Here is a 21816-nt window from a genome sequence, read left to right on the forward strand (position 1 = left end):
AGTGCAGGCCCGGGGAGTGCAGGCCGAGCCCAGCCGACCACGCGTCGGCTGGGCTCGGCCTGCCGACCACGCGTCGGCTGGGCTGCGGGCGTCCCCGGCTCGGCACGGCGGCCATCCGAGGCGGCTGTTGTCGTCAACGGCTGTTCGCGGATGCCTCGTTCGAGGTGGCGACCGCACCCGGATCGGTGGAACGTCGCGGCGCCGCGGAACCCTCTGCGGACGTGGACCGCGCCAGCCACAGGCCGGTGAACACGGCGGTGGCCAACGTGATGGCGCCGGCGGTGAGGAAGGCGCTGTCGAGGCCGGTCTCGAAGGAGGCGCCGCCGGATTGCCGGGTGCGGACGACTGCTCCGAGCACCGCCACACCGAGCACCCCGCCGATCTGCCGGGTGGTGCTGCTGATGCCTGACGCGAGGCCGCCTTCCTGCGGGCTGACGGCTTGGATGGCGGCTCCCGTCAGGGGGGACAGGGTCAGGGCGAAGCCGATGCCGACGAGTGCCAGCCGCCACCACACGTTCCCGTAGCCGGTGTCGGCGTGCACCGTGCCGAGCGCGAGCAGTCCCAGGCCGGCCAGGGCCAGGCCGGCGGTGACCACGACGCGGAAGCCGCGCCGGGCGGCGATCCGGCCCGCGTACGGGCTGACGATCACCATGGCGAGGGAGACGGGGAGGGTCTGTAGGCCGGCGCGCAGGATCGAGCTGCCCTGGACGTACACGAAGAACTGGGAGAAGAAGAACGACGAGCCCATGAGCGCGAACCCCACCACGACCATGGCGGTGTTGGACACGGTGAACAGGCGCTGCCGGAACAGCCGCAGCGGCAGCATCGGAGCGGAGCGGCGCGCTTCGACGGCGAAGAAGGCGGCGAGGAGCATCACCCCTGCGGCGAAGCTGCCCAGGATGACCGGCGACGTCCAGCCGCGGGCACCGCCCTCGATCAGCCCGTAGGTCAGCGCCCCCACCGCCAGGGCGGACAGCACCGTGCCCGGGATGTCGATCGCGGGGGCGCTCGGATTGCGGGACTCGCCGAGGTGGCGCAGGCCGATCAGCAGGAGGAACCCGCCGATGGGCAGATTCACCAGGAAGATGGCGGGCCAGCCGTAGGCTTCCGTCAGCACGCCGCCGGCCACGGGGCCCGCGGCCATGCCGATTCCGCTGAATCCGGCCCACAGTCCGATCGCCTTGACTCGTTCCTGCGGTACGGGATAGGCGGCGACGAGCAGGGCCAGCGAGGCGGGGCTCAGGGCCGCGGCACCGATGCCCTGCACGACCCTTCCGGCGATCAGCCACCCCAGCGAGGGCGCGACCGAGCACAGCACGGACGCGAGCGTGAACACCCCGACGCCGGTCAGGAACACCCGCTTGCGGCCGAACCGGTCGGCGAAGATGCCTCCGGACAGCAGCAGCATGGCGACCAGCAGTACATACGCGTCGACGATCCATTGCAGACCGGTCAGCTGCGTGTGCAGCCGGTCCTGCATGTCGGGCAGCGCCGCTCCGACGATCGTGTTGTCGAGCAGGACCATGAACTGACCCAGGCAGGTCACCGTGAGCAGCACGGCCCGGTTCGATCGGCTGCCTACGGTCGCATGTGATGCGGTGATGAGGATTCCTCTCGATCGTCAGGTGCGCCCGGTCACGGTCGACGTGGGGGCGATACACCTGAGCGCCTTAACGCAGTCTTCGCCTGCGTTAAGGCGACTATAGGGAGGGCTCCGCGAAAACGCAAGTCCCGACTGCGTTAAGGTGAGGGGATGAGCGAGCGACAGCAAGCCCGGCGGCCCGGCGGGCGCAGCGCCCGTGTCGGCGCGGAGGTGCACCAGGCCGTCACCGACCTGATCAGCGAGCGGGGCTACGGCAACTTCACCGTCGGCGACGTCGCGGCCCGCGCGGGCGTGGCCGACAGCAGCATCTACCGCCGGTGGGGCAGGCTGGAAACCCTGCTCACCGACGTGGCGCTCACCCGCCTCAACGCGCAGTCACCGATGCCCGACACCGGGAGTCTCGCCGGCGACCTGCACACTTACGCGGCCAACGTGGCCCGCGAGATCACCGGACCCGACGGCCCCGCACTGCTGCGCCTGGCCTTCGCCCTGTCCAACAACGGTGAAGAGGGCCGGCGGGCCGGTGACGACCTGCGCGCCGAACGCACCCGTCAACTGCAGTCCATGCTCGATCGCGCCCACGACCGTGGCGAACACGCACCCGACGCGTTCACCGTGCTGGACCACATCCTGGCCCCGATGTACATCCGCGTGCTGTTCGGCATCGTGCCGCTCACCCCGGAATACGTCGACGGGCTGGTCGACCGATTGCTGTGACCCCGACCCGGTCGGCAGCAGGCCGGGGCCGGACGACGCTCCGCCTCCACCAGGACCAGATCAGACGGTGGGGAGTTCGCCCGCGCGGACGGCGTCCACGAACGAGGTCCACGCGGCGGCGGTGAACGTCAGCTGCGGGCCGTCCGGGTCCTTCGAGTCACGCACGGGGACGACCCCGTCGGCGTGCGGAGCGAACTCGACGCATGCTCCGCCGCTGCCGTTGCTGTGGGAGGACTTCCGCCATACCGCCGCGGCTTCGACGCACGCACCGCCGTTGCCTTCGCTGTGGGACGACTTACGCCATTGGGCGCGACTCAACTCCCGTTCCGTGTGCATGCGTACGCTCCTCCGCGGGTGGGCCGGGACGGTACGCGTGCAGCGTCGCGCCCCGGTCACTCACCGGCAAGAGGGCGATCCGGCCACGGTCAGACGGCCGGGAACTCCCCCGCCCGCACGGCCCCCACGAACGAGGCCCACGCGTCAGCGGAAAACGCGAGCGCGGGGCCCTGGGGGTCCTTCGAGTCGCGTACGGGGACGACCCCGGAGACGTTCGGAGCGAACTCGACGCACTCGCCGCCGTTGCCGTCGCTGTAGCTGCTCTTCACCCAGTTCGCGGCATGGAGAGCGGGGAGGGTGCTCATTGGCTGTACTCCTTCATCACGTCGCGGATGAGCGCCAGCGACTCCCTCGGCGGCATCGCAGCGGCTCGCAAGCGATCGTACTGCTGCTGGGCAGCCGAAACGCCAGACGCGGAGTCTTCAACATGTCCATGCTGCATCGTCTCCGTGTAGAGCAGCGCGTCACCCTCCGCCGGCGTCAGCAGGATGAACATGGATGCGCCGCCGGGCACGCCCTGATTGAACGGTGAGATCTGGACAGTGACGTGCGGCGAGTCCGCCTCGTCCAGTAGACGGGCGAGTTGGCCCGCCATCACGTCACGGCTGCCGACGACCGTACGCAGCGCCGCCTCGTGCAGGACAACCCACAGTAGAGGTTGCTCAACCCTCTGCCGCAGGGCGGCTCGACGCGCGAGCCTCGCCTCAACTAGCTCGTCGGTCTGCTGCTTGTCGTCGCGTGGGTGGACCTGACTGAAGATCGCCGTCGCGTACTCCCGCGTCTGGAAGATGCCCGGGACCACCACTGGCGCGTAGAACAGCATCGCCATTGCGTCCCGCTCCAGATTGACGTACGGGATGAACCAGCCCGGGTGGCCCCGCTCGCTCACGCGGACCCGTAGGCGCGCGAAGAACCCGGGCGTACCGAAGATGCGGTCGCACGCTTCCGCGAACTGCTCGGACGCGAGGAGCTTGCCGCTCTCCACGCGGGTGACGTAGGGGCGTTCATACCCCGTTTCCGCCGCCAACTGGGCCTGAGTCATGCCGCGTTGCTCTCGGGCGAACCTGACCTCCTGGCCGAAGTAGGCGGCACCGTCCTGGCGTTGGGACATGTGTGTGCGCATGTGCTCCCTCCTCGCTCTGAGTTCGGTCCCCTTTGGAACCCGTTTTTCGCTGGCGAAGGTACCGGTCAGACGCGACGCTGGAAACACAGAGCGAGGGCGCGAACACGGAGAGGCGACCGTCATGCCGTACCCCGAGGGGACCTGGGTGGTGGACACCCGCACCGGCGACCTGGGCGAGGTGATGCGCAGATCTCCCGGGCTGCTGTCGCTGAGCCGCCCGGGCAACCGGGGGCTGTGGACGGCGGAACCGTGCAGCGTACGGCGGGCGCGGCCCTCGGAAGTCGCCTCGGCGGAAGCCGTTTCCGGGGCGCGGGACGCCCGCGTGGGGAGCCCGGGGGGCGGCACGCAGGGCGAGCCCTTCACCCGTACGTATGAGCACGCGCGGGCACTCGGAAAGCTCGCTCCGGAAAAAATCGCGCAGAAAGGGAAATTGCAGATGGAACCCACCACCGTGGACACCACCGCGCTGACGTTGCCGGACGGCCCGAGGAAGGGCGGCGAAGCCTTACCGGTGGCCGGGGCGCCGCAGGCACGTGAGTGGCGGATCACCACGACCAGCCGGCACACCGTGAGCGGGTATCTGCCGCCGTGGGCGACGGAGGACCCCAGCGAAGTGGACGTGCCGATCGAGCACTTGGCCGCGCGGCTGGTGGACGTGCACCACTACGCCGACTTCGAGGGCCAGACCGTACGGAACGCGCGGCGCACCGGGCACGACGGCGCCGAACCCGCCGACCTGCACGTGCTGTGCGGCAGCATCGACTGCGTACCGTTCGCGGCCGACCCGGACCCGCGCGTGCCGACGGTGAACCTCAACCTCACGCCCGAGTGCTGGCTGAGCGACCTGGGCCCGGACGACGTGTTGCGGTTGGTGGCCCAACTGCGCGCGCAGGCGGACCGGTTGGCGTACGAGGTGCATCCGGCGCTGGTCGCGGCGCGGGCGGACTGGGCGGCGGCCCACGGCGACGGCGCGGACGCCGTGGCCGTCCACCTCGTGGGGAGCCGCACATGAGCGCCCACCTTCGTACCGGCGCCGACAACTCCGGTGTGCCCGCGGTCCCCTACATCACGACGTGGAGCGCGGAGGACCGTACGGCCGGGGCGGTGACGCTGCGACCGGACCGGTGCGGCATCGCGTACCTGGACGAGACGCCGCACGACCGGGACCGCGAGGGCGCGTTGTGGCTGCGCACGGGGCTGGCGCGGGGGCGCGGCCGGCCCAGGTTCGGCGCGGTGCACCCGGCGCGCCAACGGCGGGCGATGCGGCTGATGTTGTGCCAGGTGTGCGCGGGGCCCGCCGACCGGGACGAGCGCGGGGTGCTGTGGCTGCTCGGCGACGACCACGACGACTGGCCGGGCTGGCCCGAGGAGATGGGCGCCACCCATCCCCCGGTGTGCCGCCCCTGCGCGCTCGCCTCGCTCCGCCTGTGCCCGTATCTGCGGCGCACCCACACCGCCGTCCGCGTCGCCCGGCCCCGGCTCGGCGGCGTGCACGGCATGCTCTACGGTCCCCCGTCCGACCCCGGCGACGTCCGCCCCCGGCCCCTCGGCCCCGCCCTCGTCCCCTACGGCGACTCCCTCATCCCCTGGGTCCTCGCGTCCCAACTGGCCATGCAGCTCCGCGACTGCACCCCCGACCACCTGGACCCCGACGCCCGCCACCCGTGATCCACCCCGTAGGCCGCCGTACCCCGGTACGCCCACGGGGTCGGATGGCACAGGTCTCTCGTCAACCTGCTCCGTGAGGACCACCCGCAGGGGATCTTGCCAGCCCGACACCCTTGTGACTTTCTGGAATGAGTCGACAACCGCTCGTAGCCGGCGGTCAGCGAACGGCGAAGGGATGGCGATGAGCACTGCCCAGACGGAAGCCACAGGTGGCGAACGATCCGACCCTCCGATCAGCACGGTCGCGGGGACCGGGGTCGCGGGATTCTCAGGGGACAACGCGCCCGCTGTTTCGGCTCAGTTGAACCGTCCGTACGGGATCGCGGTGGACGGCGCCGGCACCCTCTACCTCTCCGACTACAGCAACCACCGGGTGCGGAGGATCACGACCGACGGGAGGATCAGCACGGTCGCGGGGAACGGCGTCGCCGGCTCCCGGGGGGACAACGGACCTGCCGCCTCTGCCCAGTTGAACTGCCCGCGCGAGGTGGCGGTGGACAGCGCGGGCAACGTCTACATCGTCGACGCCGGCAACCACCGGGTCCGGAAGATCAGGAAGGACGGGACGATCAGCACGGTCGCCGGCTCGGGCACCGCCGGCTTCAGCGGTGACGGCGGCCCGGCGACCGCCGCCCGGTTGAACCTCCCGCTGGGGGTGGCGGTGGACCGTACCGGCGTCCTCTACGTCACCGAGTACCACAACCAGCGGGTCCGGAAGGTCACGGCCGACGGGACGATCAGCACGGTCGCCGGCTCGGGCGCCACGGGCTTCAAAGGAGACGGCGGCCCGGCGACCTCGGCCCAGCTGAACCGCCCGTACGGGGTGGCGGTGGACGGCGCGGGCGATCTCTACATCGCCGATGCGGACAACAACCGGGTCCGGAAGGTCACGGCCGACGGGACGATCAGCACGGTCGCCGGCTCGGGCACCGCGGGCTCCGGCGGTGACGGCGGCCCAGCCGCCTCGGCCCAGCTGAACTTCCCCGTGGGGGTGGCGGTGGACAGCACCGGCACCCTCTACCTCTCCGACCACCGCAACAACCGGGTCCGGAGGATCACTCCTGACGGGACGATCAGCACGGCCGCCGGCACGGGCACCGCGGGCTCCGCCGGCGACGGCGGCCCAGCCGCCTCGGCCCAGTTGCGCAACCCGTACGGGGTCGCTGTGGACTGCGTCGACGCCCTCTACATCGCCGACCACGCCAACGACAGGGTCCGGAAGATCGCGTCGGAGATGATGGCCGGGCTGCCCGATTCGGGCACGGTGGCCTCCTGGGCCAACGTCCGGAGCCGGTTGCGGATGGGGGTCCTGCGCGAGTCCACCAAGGACGGGGCCGAGATCCACCAGTCCCTCGCCGCCCCCCGGGAACACCAGCGGTGGCGGCTGGTCGTGGCGGGCCAGGACGACGGCGAGGTCCTGTACACGATCGAGAACGTGCGCAGCGGCAAGGTCCTGGAGGTCGTCGGAGCGGGCATGGCAGACGGGGCGGTGGTCGCGCAGCGCGCCTACGAGGGCCTTGACGCCCACCACCAGCAGTGGCGGATGCTCCCGGTGGGCTCCGTGACCGACACCCCGAGGGTGTTCGAGATCGCGAACCGCAACAGCGGTCTGCTGCTGCGCGTCGGCACCAACGCCCCCGCGGCGGTCAAGCAGCACACGGTGACGGAGGGCGACCCCCGCGACCGGCAGTGGCAGTTGCTCTCCGTCTGACCCGCGAATCGGCACACGAACGAGGGGTCAGGGGCAGGGCCGCCCCTGACCCCTCGGGACGAGGACTACTCGGAGCGGCCCGGCTTCTCGGCGCTCGCCTTGGGCGCCTCGGGCTTCTTGGCCTCGGGGGTCGCCGGTTTGGGCTGCATGCACTCGCTCTTCTTCGGCATGTCGTTCAGGTCCTCGGGCTTCCTGAGGTCGCTCTGGCCCTTCACCGTCGCGCTCGACTCCTGCATTCCGGCGGCAGCCGCCGCGGACACCGAGCTGGGCTGCTGGGCGTACTGGGCCTGCGCATCGGCCGATGCCTGGGTGTTGCGGATGAACGCGCCGAGGAAACCCAGGACGACCCGCGCCTCGGGTGACTGCTCCTGCACGATCTTCGCCCGGGAGGAAGCCCCGTGGATCGCGCTGGTGTACAGGCTCGTGGTCGTGTCGTCGTAGGTGGCGTCGTCGGCGTCCTCGAAGTCGACGCCCGCTCCCGGCTGCGGCTTGTCCCGATCGGGGATCACCGAGAAGAGCCCCGCGCCTTGGCCCGCGAAGCGGAAGATGTTGTCGAACACCATGATCGTCACCTCTGGTCGTCGTCGTGGCGGTGCCGCACGTGCGGTCAGGGCTGCTTGTACAGCTCGCGCCGGCTGTCGGTCAGGCTCTCGCCGTCGAACATCGTGTGGTGGACCTCCAGGGCGGAGACGACCTCGGCCAGCCCCTTCATCCGAAAGCCGCCGCCGGCCAGGCCGACGTCGCCGATGTCGCGGGCGACCAGCTGGTCGAGGCCGGGGTAGTCCCCGCGCTGCGGGGGTGCCAGGACCGCCACCGGAACGTCGTACTGCACCGCGATCAGCCCGGAGAAGGTCACCGGGATCTCGTACGTGTACTGCTTGCGGGTACGGCGCTGTGTCACGAGGGTCTCCACCCGGGAGCCCGGGGGGACCTTCCCCGAGATCTGTGATTTCGAGGCCCAGCTGGTGGACAGGGAACCGCCGACAGAAGCCGCGACGCCCTGTGCCAGCGCGGCGTTGAGCCCGGCGGTACCGGAGGCGCTGCCGGTGGTCGTGAACGCCGTCGACCCTGTCACCGAGCCCGTCGCGGTGTTCGTCACCCCGTTGGTCATGCCCATGTCCATGGCGTTGGCGTTGTCCACGCCCACGTTGTCCTTGCTGTTCTTGTTGGTCATCGTGTTCGTGTTCTTGTTCGTCATCTCGTTCTTCAGCTGCGCCTGAAGCTGCGCCTGGAGGTTCAGTCCGAGCTGTAGCTGAAGCTGCAACTGGAGCTGCGCGCTGACGCTGCCGCCGAAGGTGAGCTTGGAGTCTCCCTGGAGCGACCAGGTGGCGCCGTTCGACACGGTGAAGTCGACCGAGTCGGTGAAGGTCATCTCGGACTGGCTGCGGTTGACGTAGGTCCGCGAGGAGAACGTGTCGGGCGGAGGCTGGCTGATGTCGCGCCGCTCCTCGATCAGCGGCTCCCCGAGATTCATGTAGGCGAGCCAGCCCAGATCGAACGCCAAACTGCCGGTGAAATCGCCGAAACCCAACTTGTTCACGGAGAACCCGACGGGCCTGTGCCGCACACCGTATTCATCGACATATACCAGGCTGGGGTGTCCCAGGATGGACTCCGGGGCCTGCGCGATGCCGAGTTCCCGCAAGTTCTTCTTGGTCAGCGGCTGGCGCTTGGCCCGTTCCAGGTTGTACGCGTTGGAAGGCATTTCCCGTCCTTGACTGATCCGGTCGAACCGCGCTCGGCGAATGGGAACCAGGAACCCGCGCACGTTCGGACGATCGAAAGTATCACCGCCCCCATTGCCGGGGAAGGCGAATGCACGCATCACACTCAATCGTGTGGTCAACGTTTGGCGCCTGCCGGCGCGTTGCGGGAGGCGGAACCTTTCCTCACGGCGGTCACCCGAAAGATGACTTCTCGGCCACCCCACCTGCCCGTACTGTGGCCTCGATCATTCCCGTGGGCGAGGGATGTTCCTCGATCGTCCGTGCGCTGCCCGAATTCTGTCGCCCGATGGCGATGTGGCCTGTGGTCATTCCGCGTGAGAATCCTGCAACGAGCGCCCGACGTATTGTTCTCCCCCATTCAGAACAGGTGAGGTTCCGCGATGTACACCCAAGAACGCACGGCGATGGCGAATTTGGTGGTCGGCGGCCCGGTGGCGGTGAACAGCTACGACAACGCGATCGTGGCAGCGCTGATCGAGAATCGTCCGGTCATGCTCGTCCACGCCTTCAACGGCGGTTACCTGCGGCCCGCCGAACTGAAGGAGGCGAGCCACGACAAGGGGGTCAAGCTGGCGACCGCGCTCGACTCCGCCACCAAAGACGCGGAGGGCCATCTCTGGTACATCACCCCCGGCGGCTTCTTCGGGCAGCGACCGCTGTACTTCATCGAGAGCGCCGCGGGCCAGGTGCCACCCCCGCCCGCCGGCGTGGGCGGGGCCGGCGTGGGCGGAGCCGGCGTGGGCCGCGGCGACGACGGTGCGCCGAAGCCGCAGCGCAGGCGCGTCACCGTCCACCAGGAGGCCCCCAAGAGCGCCGCGGACACCGTCCAGGTGGGCCTGCCCGACAAGGTGGGCGACAAGTGGCGCGGGAAGAACGGGGCGCCCGAGGACACCCAGCTCTGGGTCGTCACCGTAACGCCGTGGGGCGGCATCACCTTCGTGCCGATCACCCACCCCGACGCCATCCTCGGGTTCAAGGACCACGCGGTGACGGCCGACAGCGAGGTGCGCCTCACCTACAACTGGGGCGGGGACTTCACCGGGACGGTCATCAACACGTTCTACCCGCGGCTGCCCAACGAGTGGAACGTCCCGTACCACCACGTCTTCACGTGAGCCGGCGCCGCGCCGCACCCGTCCCGGGCCGACGCCCGTTCCACATCAACGCCCGCACCGCCTGGAAGAGGCACCACGATGCCCGTGCCCACGGAAGAACTGAAACTGGAGATCGTCAACGCCGCCACGGGGAAGACCCTCGGCGCCAGGGCCGCGCCGGGCGCGGACGGGGCGCTCGTCGTCCGCGACTTCCCCGATACCGGCCCCGGCCCGGAGCAGTGGCAGCTCAGCCCCGTGCAGGCCGCGCAAGGCGGGCGGGAACACGACGACCAGGCATACGTGATCCGCAACGCGGTCAGCGGCAAGGTGCTCGACAACCCTGCCGCCGCGGACCGCGGCGTCCGCCAGTGGGCCGCCACCGCCGGCAAGCAGGGCCAGCAGTGGCACCTCGTCCCCGTCGAGGGCGAGGCGGGCCTCTACTTCATCGAGGGCGCGACCGACGGCGCCGTTCTCGACCTGGCCGAACCCGGAGCGGACGACACCCGGATCGTCCTGCGCGAGTACGACGAAGGCGCGGAGAGCCAGCGGTGGCGGTTCGTCACGGCCGAGCCCGAGCGCACCAGCGACGCCGTGCTGCGCTTCGCCCCGCTGGACCACTGGAACGGCCGCCGGTCCTGGCGGCTGGCCCCCTCGACCGCGCTGCGGCCGGCACCCGACGCGAAGCCCTCCTTCAGCGACATGCTGCTGGTCCTCGATCAGTTCGGGAGCGACCAGGCCGCCGGCGGCTGGAAGACCGACGAGGCCGCCCCCTCCTCCAACGGCCGACCGGACCGGTGGGCCGGCCTCGGTGCGCGCTTCCTCGCCGACACCACCGGAACCGGACGGCCGGACATCGTCGGAATCAAACCCGCCAAGGGGGCGGTCACTTCGTCCGGCGCAGGCGACGGCACCTTCGGCGACAGCGAGCGCGTCCTGCACTCGCCCCCGCCCTCCCCGAGTCCCAAAGACCTGTGGACCCTCGCGGACACGACGGGCGACGGCAGGTCCGCCATCGTCGTGCTGGCCGCCGACGGTGTCCGGGTCTCCCTTCGGAGCGAGAGCGGGACGTTCACGCCCACGGGCGGAAAGCTGGCCCTCAAGGCGTTCGGCCACGGCCCGCAGGCCGGCGGGTGGGTTGACGGCAAGCATCCCCGCTTCCTCGCCGACACCACCGGCGACGGCCGGCTCGACATCGTCGGCTGCCACGACGACGGCGTCCGGATCTCACTCCAGAACGAGGACGGCACGTTCACACCCCTCGCCGACGAGCCGATCCTCAAGGCGTTCGGCCACGGCCCGCAGGCCGGCGGGTGGCTCGTCGGCAAGCATCCCCGCTTCCTCGCCGACACCACCGGCGACGGCCGGCTCGACATCGTCGGCTGCCACGACGACGGCGTCTGGGTGTCACTCCAGGACGAGGACGGGGCGTTCGCCGAACCTCTGTACGTCCTCGACGACTTCGGCGTCCACCAAGGGTGGAGCTCGGTCGAGGAGCACCCCAGGTTCCTGGTCAGGACCACCGGTGGCGGAGCGCTGGACCTCGTCGGGTTCGGCCCGCAGGGCGTGGTCGTGGCCCGCGGGCGCGGCGACGGCACGTTCGAGCCCTCGAAGCTCGTGCTGAACGACTTCGGACTCGCCCAGGGATGGACCGGCGGGAAGCACGTCCGGTGCCTCACCGACGTCACGGGGGACGGCAACCCGGACATCGTCGGCTTCGGTGACGAGGGGGTCTGGGTGTCGCACAGCCGCGGCGGCGGCCGGTTCGAGCAGGCCCAACTGGTGTGCCGAGGTTTCGGATACGACGACGACGCGGGCGCCTGGCGGGTCGACCGCCACCCCCGCTTCCTCACCGACATCACCGGTGACGGGCGCGTCGACATCGTCGGTTTCGGCGGGCCGGGAGTCTACGTGGCCCGCAACCTCTTCCGCCGCTTCAGGACCCGATGAGCCGCGAGCAGGGGTGCGCGCAGGCGTGAGCGAGGTCGGGGCGGTGAAGGTCTCCCCTCACTCGGCCGTGCGGCGCGGCCCGGGTGCCCCGGCGCACCCTCACGCGCCCGGGGCGGCCTGCTCGGAAGCGCCGTCGAGCGCGTCGAGCACCGCGTCGCCGTTCGCCCTCGCCCACTCCGTCAGCATGTGGATCGGTTCGATCAACGTCGCCCCGAGCGGGGTGAGTTCGTACTCGACGCGGGGCGGCACCTCGGCGTAGGCGTGGCGGCGGACGAGGCCGTGTGCGGCGAGCCGCCGGAGCGTCTGGGTGAGCATCTTGCGGGAGATGCCGCCGATCAGCTCGATCAACTCGCCATGCCGAACAGGGCCTTTGCTGAGTCCGTAGAGCACGACCACCGTCCACTTGTCGGCGATCAGCTCGACCGCCAGACGTGCCGGGCAGTCGGCGAGGAAGAGATCACCGGGGGGACCGAAACCGCTCATGGGGCCAAAGGTACCTGCGGGTTCCGGTCGGAAACCTAGCCTGGGTGCTCCCCCCTTCCGAGCCAGGAGAGTCATGCGAACCATCACCCAGCAGACGCTCGGCGGTCCCGAGGTGCTCACCGTCGTGGACACGCCCGAGCCCCGCCCGATCCCGGGCGAGGTGCTCGTCCGGGTCAAGGCGATCGGACTGAACCCGCTGGAAGCGCGCCTGCGCGCCGGCGAGTTCCCGCTGATCGGCCGACCGCCGTTCGTCCTCGGCTGGGACATCAGCGGCGTGGTCGAGGAGGCGCCGCAGACGTGGCGGTTCCGGCCCGGCGACGAGGTGTTCGGGATGCCGCTGTTCCCGCGGGCGGCGAGCGCGTACGCCGAGGTCGTGGCGGCCCCGGCGCTGCACCTGGCACGCAAGCCGGCGTCGCTCTCGCATGTCGAGGCGTCGGCGCTGCCGGTCGTCGGGCTGACGGCCTGGCAGGGCCTCGTCGACCTCGGCGGCGTGACCGAGGGCGACCGTGTCCTCGTCCACGGCGGCGGTGGCGGGGTCGGCCACGTCGCGATCCAGATCGCGAAGGCGCTCGGCGCGTACGTGATCGCGACCGCCGGCCGGAGCAAGCGGGCGTTCGTCGAAGGGCTCGGCGCCGACGAGGTGATCGACTACACGGCGGTCGACTTCAGCGAGGCGGTCCGCGACGTCGACGTCGTGCTCGACACGATCGGCGGCGACACCGCCGAACGGTCACTCGGCGTGCTGCGCCCTGGCGGTCACCTGGTGACGGCGGTCGCCGAGGAGGACACCGCGCTCGCCGCCGCGTACGAGGCGGCCGGCATCCGCTTCAGCGGCATCGCGGTCGACCCCGATCCGGTCGCCCTGCGAGGGCTCGTCGCGCTCGTCGAACAGGGCAGGCTCCGGGTCCACGTGCAGGAGACGTTCCCGTTCGAGCGTGTCGCCGACGCGCACCGGCTGCTGGAGGGCGGCCACCTCCAGGGCAAGCTCGTCCTCACCGTCTGATACCGGCGCGGGGCTGCCCCCATCGGACCCCACCCCGCCCCACCCCGCCCTCAGCGTGAGCCTTCGGAGCCTGCCCTTCAGACGGGGCCTGGCCTTCCGACGGAGCCCGCCCTTCCGACGGGGCCCGCCCTTCCGAAGTCCCGGTCGACGCCGATGCCCAACGTCCTGACGAGCTGGGCGAGTTCCTCGCGGAACAGCTTCTCCGGGCTGGTGGTCTGGGTACGCATGTGGCCGTAGACCTCCAGTGACACCAGTCCGTGCAGGTGCCCCCAGATCCGCAGGGCCAGGGCGACGGCCGCGGGCGGCAACTCGGGGAAGGCGGGACGCACCTTCGCCAGCAGCCCGGGGTCGAAGTCGGCCCAGTCGAAGTCGCTGTCCTGGTAGTGCTGGCGGGCGTGGGGCCAGGCGGCTGCCGCGAGGGCGGTGATGCCGGTGCAGACCCGGCGGGCGGCGTCCGGGGCGGCGCCGCCCTCGGGGGCTTGGTAGCCGGGCACGGGGTCGCCGTAGATGAGGCGGAAGCCCTCGGGGTTGGCCAGGGCCCAGGCCCGGAAGGCGTTGGCCCATGCCTCGATCCGGACGGCGGGTTCCGCGGAAGGCGCGGCGTCCCAGGCGGTGTCCACGGCATCGGCCAACGCGGTGTACACGTCGTTGATCAGCGTGGTGACCAGGTCGTCCCTGGTCGGGAAGTAGCCGTAGATGGCGTTGGCGGTCATACCCATCTCACGGGCGATGGCCCGCAGGGTGATGGCGTCCGGCCCGCCCGAGGCCATCAGCGCCAGGGCCACCTTCTTGATCTCGGCCGTCGTCTCGGCCCGTAGCCGCTCGCGCCTTCCGCTGCTGCCCGTGACTGTCACAACAGGCACTCTACAGCGTCGAGTTACTTCACCCCGTACAGAAGCTGCACGGCGTATAGTTTCCGCACGGCGTCACCACCGTGGCGTTCCGCTTCTGCATGCACCGGGGAGAACCAAGAACCATGCACATCGGAGTCATCGGAGCCACGGGCACCATCGGCGGCCGGGTCGTCAGCGAAGCCCTCGACCGCGGCCACCACGTCAAGGCGTTCAGCCGGGACGCCGGCCAGGCGCAGCGCGAGGAGCGTCGGGAGAACATCACCTGGACGAGCGTCGACGTCCTGGACCCGGAGAGCATCGCCGCCGTCCTGCCCGGACTTGACGTCTTGATCAGCGGATTCCAACCGGGCAATGCCGCCAAGGACTTCGCGGACACCTTGCGGCGCTCGGTCGCCGACCCGACCGTCTACGCGACGGCGGCGCGGGCCCTGCTGAAGGCATTGGAGACCCGTCCGCGGACCCGGCTCATCGTGATCGGCGGCGCCGGCAGCCTCGAAGTCGAGCCGGGAGTGGTGCGGGCGGACTCGGACGAGTTGCTGAACCCCGGCCTCGACCGGCTCGGGCTGCCCCGCGAATACGCCGCGGCGGTGCGCGGCCACCGCGACGCCCTGACCGTCCTGCGGACGTCGAACCGGCTGTGGACCTACTTCAGCCCCGCGGAGGAGATCGCCCCCGGCGAGCGGACCGGCCGCTTCCGGATCGGCGGCGACCAGGTGGTCCAGGACGCCGACGGCCGCAGCCGCATCTCCGTGGAGGACGCGGCGGTCGCGTTGATCGACGAGGCGGAGTTGCCGCGCTTCGTGCAGCGCCGCTTCACCATCGGCTACTGAACGCCCGGCGCACGATGCGGACGGGCCCTGCGCGGGGGCCTGCGCGAAGCCCCGTCCGCGTCCCGGAACCGCCGGGGATGTCGTGGACGTGGCGAGGCCGTGTTCGCGCGCCGGCGAGGCGGCGACGCTCGTACGCCGACGCGCCTGCCGCGGTCGCTCGGGAAACGGGGATTCCGTGGCAGGCCCCGCCTCGGGATGCCAGGGTTCGGGGATGGGAACTCCACTCGGCAGCGATTCCGACACCTCGTGGCTCGGCACGCCGATCGACGTGCGCCCTTTGTTCGCAACGGAGTTGGCCTCCCTCCTGGATCTCCTGCGCACGCTGAGGCCGGCCGACTGGGAGAAGGCGGTGGTGCCGGGCTGGACGGTCCGCGACCTCGCCGCCCACCTCCTCGGCGACTACCGGGGCCGCCTCGGCTGGGCCACCCCCGGCTTCCGGCCCGCCTCCGGGCCCGGCGAGACGCTGGAAGCCTTCATCCATCGCGCCAACCAGCAATGGGTGGACCTCCACGCCGATACGGACCCGGCGACGCTCGTCGGGGCGCTGGAACGCGCCGGCACGCAGGTCGTCCGGCGGTTCGAGGCGGCCGACCTCGACGCCGCGGGGCTGGGCGTGTCCTGGGCCGGGGCCATGCCCGCCGCGCCTAACTGGCTCGACGTCGCACGGGAGTTCACCGAGTACTGGACCCACCGCCAGCAGATCCGCCACGCGGTCGGCCTGGACACGGATACCGCGACGCGTCCCCTGGCCGCGGTCCTGGACACCTTCCTTCGCGCCCTGCCCCACACGCTCCGCGCCACCCCGGCGACGGCGGGAACACAGGTCCAGGTGGTCATCGACGGCCCGCCCGGCGGCACTTGGACCGCCACCGCCACCGCGACCACCCGCTGGTCGCTCGCGGAAGCCCCCGCCGGCCCACCCACCGCATCCGTCCACCTGGACCCGGAAACCGCCTGGCGACTGTGCACCCGCGGCATCGAGCCCACCACGGCCCTGTCCTCCGCCCACCTCCAAGGAGCCCCCCACCTCGCCCGCGCGGCCCTCCAGATCGTCTCCATCGTCCGCTGAGCCCCACCGCGTCCGACCGATTTCCGCTGCCGCGGCGCACCGGCCGGGTGCGGTGGGGGCGGTGGTACGTTCGGTGGGTGTGGGAGGTCGACTACTCGTCCGTGGGGATGACGGCGCCGGAGGGGCCCGCGGCGCCCGCGGGGTTTCACGGGCTGACCGTGCGGACCCGGCTGGGGGTCGGGACGTACGACGCGGCGGCTCGCGCGCTGTTCGGGTGGGAGATGCACCGGGGCACCCCGTTGCTGGACGTGCCCGCGGGCACCCCGGACGCCGCGCCCGGGGTGCGGGTGACGGTGCGGATGGGCCCGCTGCACGCGCCGTGCCAGGTGGTGTGGACGCTGAACGAGGCCGACCGCACGGGCTTCGGGTACGGGACGCTGCCCGGGCACCCGGAGTGCGGTGAGGAGTCCTTCGTCCTGCGCCGGCACCCGGACGGCTCGGTCGACTTCACGGTGCACGCCTACAGCCGTCCCGCCGCCTGGTACCTGCGCGCCGCCGGCCCGCTCGGCCGCCTCGGGCAGCGCGTCGCGGCCGACCAGTACGGCAGGGCGCTGCGCCGGGCATCCCGCGGGCGCTAAGCCCGGGTTCAGGCGGGAAGCTCACCCGTGGCCGCGTCAAGCGCCAGCACGCGGCCGTTGACGGAGGTGTACACGAAGCCGTAGGCGGCCGCCATGTCGCTGCCCACCTTTTCCAGTGTCGCGGTGGACCAGCGCTGCGAGCCGTCACCGGTGTCGACGGCGTAGACGGTGCCGTCCTTGTCCTCGGTGCTGGCGACGAAGACCAGGTCACCCGCCAGTGCGATCTGCGTGGGGTACTCCTGGCTGGTCTTCACCATGTGGCCCCACTTCCTCTTCCCCGTCGACGAGTCGAGCGCGTGGACCAGTCCGTTGCCCAGATCGTCGCCGCCGGTGAGGTAGAGCGTGTCGCCCGCCGCGCGGATGCTCTCCCCGTTGAACTTCAGCGACCACTTCCTGGTGCCCTCGGCGGCGTGGAGCGCGTAGAGGCTCGTGGCGTCGTCGAGGACGTACACGACTCCGCCGGACACGACGGGTGGCTGGTCGGGGCGCGCTCCGGAGCTGAGCGGGAAGGCCCACTTCTTGGCACCGCCGGTCGCGTCCAGCGCGTACAGGGCCTTGCCGCCGCTGACATACACGGTGCCGTCGGCCACCGCCAGAGCGCCGGAGTCCTTGTCCCCCAGCGGGTGGTCCCACAGCTTCCGCCCGCTGTCCGCGTGCACGGCGTACGCGTGGCCGTACGCCGTGAAGTAGACGATTCCGCCGGCCACGACCGGCGCGTCGCCGGTGTCGCCGAAGGCGCAGAACCACTTCTTCCGGCCCTCCGCGTCCAATGCGCCCAGGCCGTACGTGGTGCCGACCTGCCCGGCCGCGTACACCGCCCCGCCGGCGGCCGTCAGGGGGTCGCTGAACCGGTACTCCCGGGAGAAGTCGGCGGGGCCTTTCCAGCGCTTGCGCCCGGTGCGCGCGTCCAGGGCGACGACGGTCTCCTCGGTGGAGACGTACAGCACACCGCCGGCCACGGTGAACCGCGGCGGCTTGTCATCAGTGGTCGGACCCTCGACGGCGTACTCCCACGGGTCCACCTTCTTCTCGGGCTTCGGCGGGGTGTGGCCGCCGGCCTTCAGGGCGATCCCGATGCCGCCGGCCACCACGGCGGCCCCGCCCAGGCCGAGCCACAGGACGCCGCGTCGCCCGAACGCCCTGGGCGCGTCGGTCGCCGGAGCCCCGCCGGCCCCCGGCGGGAAGGCGGGCGGGGAGGCGGGCGGGGATGCCGGCGGTGCGAACGGCGTACCCGTCTGGGTCGGCAACTGGTGTGCGGGAGCGGGCGTATGAGAGGGGGGAGCGGCGGGGGCCACGGGTATGTCGGGCGTGGTGGGCGTCGGCACCCGCACCGACGTCAGGTCCAGCGCCCGCAACTCGTCGTGGACGGCGGCCGCCGACTGCGGACGGTCCTCCGGCCGCTTCGCCAGCAGCCGCAGCACCAGGGCGTCGAGGGCGGCGGGAAGACCGGTGCGCAGCGAACTCGGCGTCCCGGGCGGCCTGGTGAGGTGCGCGGTCATCAGCGACACCGGGTCGCTCATCGTGAACGGCGGCTTCCCGGTGAGCAGTTCGTGCAGCACGCAGCCGAACGCGTACAGGTCGCTGCGCGCGTCCCCGGACTGCTCCGCGAACCGCTCCGGCGCCATGTACGCCAGCGTGCCCATCACCTGGCTGGACTTGTCGGTGGCGGCCATGAAGCGGGCGATACCGAAGTCGAGGACCTTCACCTCGCCCTCGGCGGTCAGCATGAGGTTCGCGGGCTTCAGGTCCCGGTGCACCACGCCCGCCCCGTGCGCGGCGGCCAGCGCGGCCGCGGTCTGGGCGGCCCATTCGACGCTCAGCGCGGGCGCGGGCGGGCCGTCCTCGTGCAGCACGACCGCGAGGTTGCGCCCGCTCACGTACTCCATCACGAGGTAGAGCGCGCCGTCGCTCGGGTCGCGGCCCAGGTCGTGAACGGTGACGACGCCGCGGTGGTTCAGCCCGCCGGCCGTGCGCGCCTCCCGGAAGAACAGGTCCGCGGCAAGGCCGTGCTGGTGGTCCGGCAGCAGCTTCACCGCCACCCGGCGCCCGATCACCCGGTCCCGGCCCTCCCACACCTCCCCCATCCCGCCCCGCCCCACGAACGCCACCAGTTCATACCGGTCCGCTACGACTCGCACCTCTACGTCCCTCCCGAGCGTTCCCCCGCCAGCCCAACCACCCCGCACCGTAACGGAATCGCCCCGCCCCACGCGCCCCAACTCCGGTCCGCCGCACCACCCCCGGGTGCCGCCGAGCCCCGGCAGGTCGCCGCCGGGGACGCCGAAGGGCCGGTCCGCGTGAGGTGCGAACCGGCCCGTGGCAGTGAACTCCGAGGCGCTCAGCCTCAGTTGCTGCGCCGCACCCCCGGGGAGACGACCAGGCGCTCGATCAGCCAGATCAGCCCGACCATGGCCAGCGCGAGCAGCGCGATCAGGGTCGCACCGCCCACCACCGTCGAGTAGTTGCGCTGGTAGAGGCCGTCCACGATGTACCGGCCGAGGCCGCCGAGGCTGACCGTCGCGGCGATCGCCGCGGTGGAGACGACCTGGATCGTCGCCGAGCGCAGGCCGCTGATGATGAGCGGGAGCGAGGCGGGCACCTCGACCTGGAAGAGGACCGCCATCGGCCCCATGCCCATACCGCGGGCCGCGTCCACCGGGGCCGGGTCGACCGTGCGAATCGCCTCGTAGGAGGTGACCAGTATCGGCGGGACCGCGAGGGCGATCAGCGGGATCATCACCGGGACCAGACCGATGCCGAGCCAGAAGAACATCAGCACCAGCAGACCGTAACTGGGCAGCGCGCGACCCGCGGTGGCGATCAGCGCGAGGGCGTTGCCGCCGCGCCCGGTGTGGCCGGTGATCAGGCCGATCGGCAGCGCGATGGCGGCGGCGATGGCCAACGCCTCGAAGGTGTAGCCGAGATGCTCTTCGAGGCGGTGCGGAACGCCGTACTCGCCGTGCCAGTGCGCGCTGTCGCTGAAGAACACGTTCATGAAGTGGAAGATGTTCACCTGGCCGCGCCTTCCAGCTCGGCCGGACCGTCCGCGTGGCCGCCGCCGTCACCGGACGTGGCGGGTTCGACGGCGGAGGCGAGGCTCGCCCGGCGCGCGGCCTTGCGGCCACGCGGCATCCAGGGGGTGAGCAGCGTCCGCACGCCGATCAGCAGCAGGTCGATCACGACGCCGAGGATCGCGATGGACACCACCGACGTCACCGCGAGGTTGGACCGGTGGTAGGCCAGCGCGTCACCGAGCAGGTTGCCGAGGCCGCCCTGGTTGCCGATGATCGTCCCGACGCTGACCAGGCTGATGCTGGAGACCGTGGCCACCCGCAGCCCGGCGAAGATCGCGGGCACCGCCATGGGCAGTTGCACCTGGAAGTAGCGCTGGAAGGAGTTGAAGCCCATCGCCTCGGCGGCCGCCAGCGTCTCAGGAGGCACCGATCTGACGCCGTCGACGATCGACGGCAGCAGGATCACCAGGCTGTAGATGGTCAGCGGGATGATCACGGTGGTCGCGCTGTCGCCGGTGTAGTCGATCAGGAAGACGAAGAACGCGATCGACGGGATGGCGTAGAGGATCGTGGTGATCCACAGCACCGGCGGGTACAGCCACCGGAACCGCACGCACGCCTGGGCCAGCGGCAGCGACACCGCGAGGCCGATACCGACCGGGATCAGCGACTCCTGAAGGTGCACGCCGATCAGTCCGGCGTAGGAGTGCTGGAGGTCGCTGGGAAGATCGAAGAATCCGTTGCCGCCGCTGCTCATGGGGCGACTCGCACCGCTTTGGAGTCACGGCCGGCCGGGCCGCTCCTGCCACCGCCCGCCCCGCCGGCGCCCTCACGCTCCGCGTGCGCGGAGCGGATCGCCGCGCCGATGGTGGCCTGCGAGGTCACCCCGACCACCCGCCCGGTGTCGTCGACCGCGACCGCCCACCCGGTGGGCGAGAGCACCGCGCAGTCCAGCGCGTCCCGCAACGACTCGCGGCCGAACTCGAACGGCCGCCCGTAGCTGATCAGATCGGCGGCCGGGACGCTGTCGGCGCCGCCCGCGAGATCCTTCGGCTCGGCCCAGCCCAGCGGCTTGCCGTCGGCGTCGGTGACCAGCAGGTACGGGGTGTCGGCGGTGGTCCGCTCGGCGACCTGCGCGGCGGTGGCGTCGACCGGGACCACGGGCACGGTGGTGAGTTCCAGGCCCGCGGAGGTGAAGAACGACAGCCGCCGCACCCCGCGGTCGGTGCCGAGGAAGTCCTCGACGAAAGCGTCGGCCGGGTGGGAGAGCAGCTCGTCCGGCGGCGCGAACTGGGCGAGCTTGCCGCCGGTGCGCAGCACCGCGATCATGTCGCCGAGCCGGATCGCCTCGTCGATGTCGTGCGTGACGAAGACGATGGTCTTGCCCAACTCCTCCTGGATGCGCAGGAGTTCCTCCTGGAGAACCTTGCGCACGATCGGGTCCACCGCGGAGAACGGCTCGTCCATCAGCAGCACCGGCGGGTCCGCGGCGAGCGCCCGGGCCACCCCGACGCGCTGCTGCTGGCCACCGGAGAGCTGGTACGGATAACGCCTGGCGAGCGAGGAGTCCAGGCCGACCCGCTCCATCAGCTCGGACGCGCGCTTGCGGGCCCGGCTCTTGTCCCAGCCGAGCATGCGCGGGACGGTGGCGATGTTGTCCAGGATGGTGCGGTGCTGGAAAAGGCCGGCATTCTGGATGACGTACCCCATCGACCGGCGCAGCGCGTTCACCGGCTGCTGGTGGATGTCGGCGCCGTCGAGCAGGATGCGGCCCGAACTCGGCTCCACCATGCGGTTGATCATGCGCAAGGTGGTGGTCTTGCCGCAGCCGGAGGGCCCTACCAGCACGGTGATGGAGCTGTCCGGTATCTCCAACGACAGGTTGTCGACCGCTGTCGTGCCATCGGGATACCGCTTGGTTATCGACTCGATCTGTATCAAAAGTCCGTGTCCCCTCCGGGATTGGGCATCGGTGCGGCCTGCTCCCGGGCACGAACGCACAAGCCGTCGCGGGCAGAGTCTAGACCGCGAGTATTACAGGAGTTTGGAATTGGCCAAG

Annotated in this window: 22 protein-coding genes; 10 read left to right on the top strand and 12 right to left on the bottom strand. The window is 71.2% G+C overall.

Features of this window, described 5'->3' with window-relative positions:
• Nucleotides 1-133: 133 nt before the first annotated feature.
• The gene (locus AB0399_RS21475; RefSeq protein WP_329373907.1) at nucleotides 134-1603 is read right to left on the bottom strand and encodes a DHA2 family efflux MFS transporter permease subunit; all 1470 of its coding nucleotides are present in this window, start codon (nucleotides 1601-1603) and stop codon (nucleotides 134-136) included.
• 150 nt (nucleotides 1604-1753) lie between these two features.
• On the opposite strand from AB0399_RS21475, the gene AB0399_RS21480 reads away from it, so the two are divergent.
• Nucleotides 1754-2320, top strand: coding sequence for a TetR/AcrR family transcriptional regulator (locus AB0399_RS21480; RefSeq protein ID WP_366412420.1), 567 nt, complete (start codon nucleotides 1754-1756; stop codon nucleotides 2318-2320).
• Between the two features lie 60 nt (nucleotides 2321-2380).
• Here AB0399_RS21480 and AB0399_RS21485 read toward each other — a convergent pair whose 3' ends face one another.
• The 3 genes from AB0399_RS21485 to AB0399_RS21495 all read right to left on the bottom strand — a co-directional run bounded on the left by AB0399_RS21485 (nucleotide 2381) and on the right by AB0399_RS21495 (nucleotide 3779).
• The gene (locus AB0399_RS21485; RefSeq protein WP_366412421.1) at nucleotides 2381-2656 is read right to left on the bottom strand and encodes a DUF397 domain-containing protein; all 276 of its coding nucleotides are present in this window, start codon (nucleotides 2654-2656) and stop codon (nucleotides 2381-2383) included.
• An 89-nt stretch (nucleotides 2657-2745) separates the two neighbouring features.
• Nucleotides 2746-2961: a DUF397 domain-containing protein gene (locus AB0399_RS21490; RefSeq protein WP_366412422.1), complete on the bottom strand. Its 216-nt coding sequence runs from the start codon at nucleotides 2959-2961 to the stop codon at nucleotides 2746-2748.
• The gene (locus tag AB0399_RS21495; RefSeq protein ID WP_366412423.1) at nucleotides 2958-3779 is read right to left on the bottom strand and encodes a helix-turn-helix transcriptional regulator; all 822 of its coding nucleotides are present in this window, start codon (nucleotides 3777-3779) and stop codon (nucleotides 2958-2960) included. Before AB0399_RS21495 ends, AB0399_RS21490 begins: the two co-directional genes overlap by 4 nt.
• A 121-nt stretch (nucleotides 3780-3900) precedes the next feature.
• On the opposite strand from AB0399_RS21495, the gene AB0399_RS21500 reads away from it, so the two are divergent.
• From AB0399_RS21500 to AB0399_RS21510, 3 genes are all read left to right on the top strand, one after another.
• Nucleotides 3901-4791 (top strand): hypothetical protein, encoded by an 891-nt coding sequence (locus AB0399_RS21500; protein ID WP_366412424.1) that lies wholly within the window; start codon nucleotides 3901-3903, stop codon nucleotides 4789-4791.
• A complete protein-coding gene (locus tag AB0399_RS21505; RefSeq protein ID WP_366412425.1) occupies nucleotides 4788-5447 on the top strand; it encodes a hypothetical protein in 660 nt (219 codons plus the stop codon). The genes AB0399_RS21500 and AB0399_RS21505 overlap by 4 nt, the downstream gene beginning before the upstream one ends.
• Before the next feature lie 181 nt (nucleotides 5448-5628).
• Nucleotides 5629-7158 carry an RICIN domain-containing protein gene (locus AB0399_RS21510; protein WP_366412426.1) on the top strand — a complete coding sequence of 510 codons (1530 nt, stop codon included), beginning with the start codon at nucleotides 5629-5631 and terminating at the stop codon, nucleotides 7156-7158.
• Nucleotides 7159-7223: 65 nt separating this feature from the next.
• On the opposite strand, the gene AB0399_RS21515 is transcribed toward AB0399_RS21510, so the two are convergent.
• Both AB0399_RS21515 and AB0399_RS21520 read right to left on the bottom strand, forming a co-directional pair.
• Nucleotides 7224-7721, bottom strand: coding sequence for a hypothetical protein (locus AB0399_RS21515; RefSeq protein ID WP_329364799.1), 498 nt, complete (start codon nucleotides 7719-7721; stop codon nucleotides 7224-7226).
• A 44-nt stretch (nucleotides 7722-7765) separates the two neighbouring features.
• Nucleotides 7766-8863, bottom strand: a complete 1098-nt coding sequence (locus AB0399_RS21520; protein WP_329364801.1) for a hypothetical protein — start codon at nucleotides 8861-8863, stop codon at nucleotides 7766-7768.
• Between the two features lie 402 nt (nucleotides 8864-9265).
• On the opposite strand from AB0399_RS21520, the gene AB0399_RS21525 reads away from it, so the two are divergent.
• Entirely contained in the window at nucleotides 9266-10000 is a 735-nt protein-coding gene (locus AB0399_RS21525) for a hypothetical protein (RefSeq protein ID WP_366412427.1), read from the top strand.
• Nucleotides 10001-10078: 78 nt separating this feature from the next.
• Entirely contained in the window at nucleotides 10079-11926 is a 1848-nt protein-coding gene (locus AB0399_RS21530) for an FG-GAP-like repeat-containing protein (RefSeq protein WP_366412428.1), read from the top strand.
• 99 nt (nucleotides 11927-12025) lie between these two features.
• On the opposite strand, the gene AB0399_RS21535 is transcribed toward AB0399_RS21530, so the two are convergent.
• Nucleotides 12026-12409, bottom strand: a complete 384-nt coding sequence (locus AB0399_RS21535) for a helix-turn-helix domain-containing protein (protein ID WP_329364806.1) — start codon at nucleotides 12407-12409, stop codon at nucleotides 12026-12028.
• Nucleotides 12410-12482: 73 nt separating this feature from the next.
• Between AB0399_RS21535 and AB0399_RS21540 the strand changes: the two genes are divergently transcribed.
• The gene (locus AB0399_RS21540) at nucleotides 12483-13412 is read left to right on the top strand and encodes an NADP-dependent oxidoreductase (protein ID WP_366412429.1); all 930 of its coding nucleotides are present in this window, start codon (nucleotides 12483-12485) and stop codon (nucleotides 13410-13412) included.
• Nucleotides 13413-13489: 77 nt separating this feature from the next.
• On the opposite strand, the gene AB0399_RS21545 is transcribed toward AB0399_RS21540, so the two are convergent.
• Nucleotides 13490-14266, bottom strand: coding sequence for a TetR/AcrR family transcriptional regulator (locus AB0399_RS21545; RefSeq protein ID WP_366412430.1), 777 nt, complete (start codon nucleotides 14264-14266; stop codon nucleotides 13490-13492).
• Nucleotides 14267-14388: 122 nt separating this feature from the next.
• On the opposite strand from AB0399_RS21545, the gene AB0399_RS21550 reads away from it, so the two are divergent.
• The 3 genes from AB0399_RS21550 to AB0399_RS21560 all read left to right on the top strand — a co-directional run bounded on the left by AB0399_RS21550 (nucleotide 14389) and on the right by AB0399_RS21560 (nucleotide 16743).
• Nucleotides 14389-15096: an NAD(P)H-binding protein gene (locus AB0399_RS21550; RefSeq protein ID WP_366412431.1), complete on the top strand. Its 708-nt coding sequence runs from the start codon at nucleotides 14389-14391 to the stop codon at nucleotides 15094-15096.
• A gap of 211 nt (nucleotides 15097-15307) precedes the next feature.
• A complete protein-coding gene (locus AB0399_RS21555) occupies nucleotides 15308-16165 on the top strand; it encodes a maleylpyruvate isomerase family mycothiol-dependent enzyme (RefSeq protein ID WP_366412432.1) in 858 nt (285 codons plus the stop codon).
• Nucleotides 16166-16242: 77 nt separating this feature from the next.
• On the top strand, nucleotides 16243-16743 hold the full coding sequence (locus AB0399_RS21560) for a DUF1990 domain-containing protein (protein ID WP_366412433.1): 501 nt from the start codon (nucleotides 16243-16245) through the stop codon (nucleotides 16741-16743).
• A gap of 8 nt (nucleotides 16744-16751) precedes the next feature.
• Here the strand turns inward: AB0399_RS21560 and AB0399_RS21565 are convergent, their stop codons facing one another.
• The 4 genes from AB0399_RS21565 to AB0399_RS21580 form a co-directional block, all read right to left on the bottom strand.
• Nucleotides 16752-18881 carry a serine/threonine-protein kinase gene (locus AB0399_RS21565; protein ID WP_366412434.1) on the bottom strand — a complete coding sequence of 710 codons (2130 nt, stop codon included), beginning with the start codon at nucleotides 18879-18881 and terminating at the stop codon, nucleotides 16752-16754.
• A gap of 206 nt (nucleotides 18882-19087) precedes the next feature.
• Complete coding sequence (locus tag AB0399_RS21570; protein ID WP_328469256.1) at nucleotides 19088-19756, bottom strand: ABC transporter permease subunit; 669 nt, start codon at nucleotides 19754-19756, stop codon at nucleotides 19088-19090.
• Nucleotides 19753-20514, bottom strand: a complete 762-nt coding sequence (locus AB0399_RS21575) for an ABC transporter permease (protein ID WP_329364822.1) — start codon at nucleotides 20512-20514, stop codon at nucleotides 19753-19755. Before AB0399_RS21575 ends, AB0399_RS21570 begins: the two co-directional genes overlap by 4 nt.
• The gene (locus AB0399_RS21580) at nucleotides 20511-21698 is read right to left on the bottom strand and encodes an ABC transporter ATP-binding protein (RefSeq protein WP_366412435.1); all 1188 of its coding nucleotides are present in this window, start codon (nucleotides 21696-21698) and stop codon (nucleotides 20511-20513) included. The genes AB0399_RS21575 and AB0399_RS21580 overlap by 4 nt, the downstream gene beginning before the upstream one ends.
• Between the last annotated feature and the right edge of the window lie 118 nt (nucleotides 21699-21816).

Source organism: Streptomyces sp. NPDC088194 (assembly GCF_040702025.1).
Classification (GTDB): domain Bacteria; phylum Actinomycetota; class Actinomycetes; order Streptomycetales; family Streptomycetaceae; genus Actinacidiphila.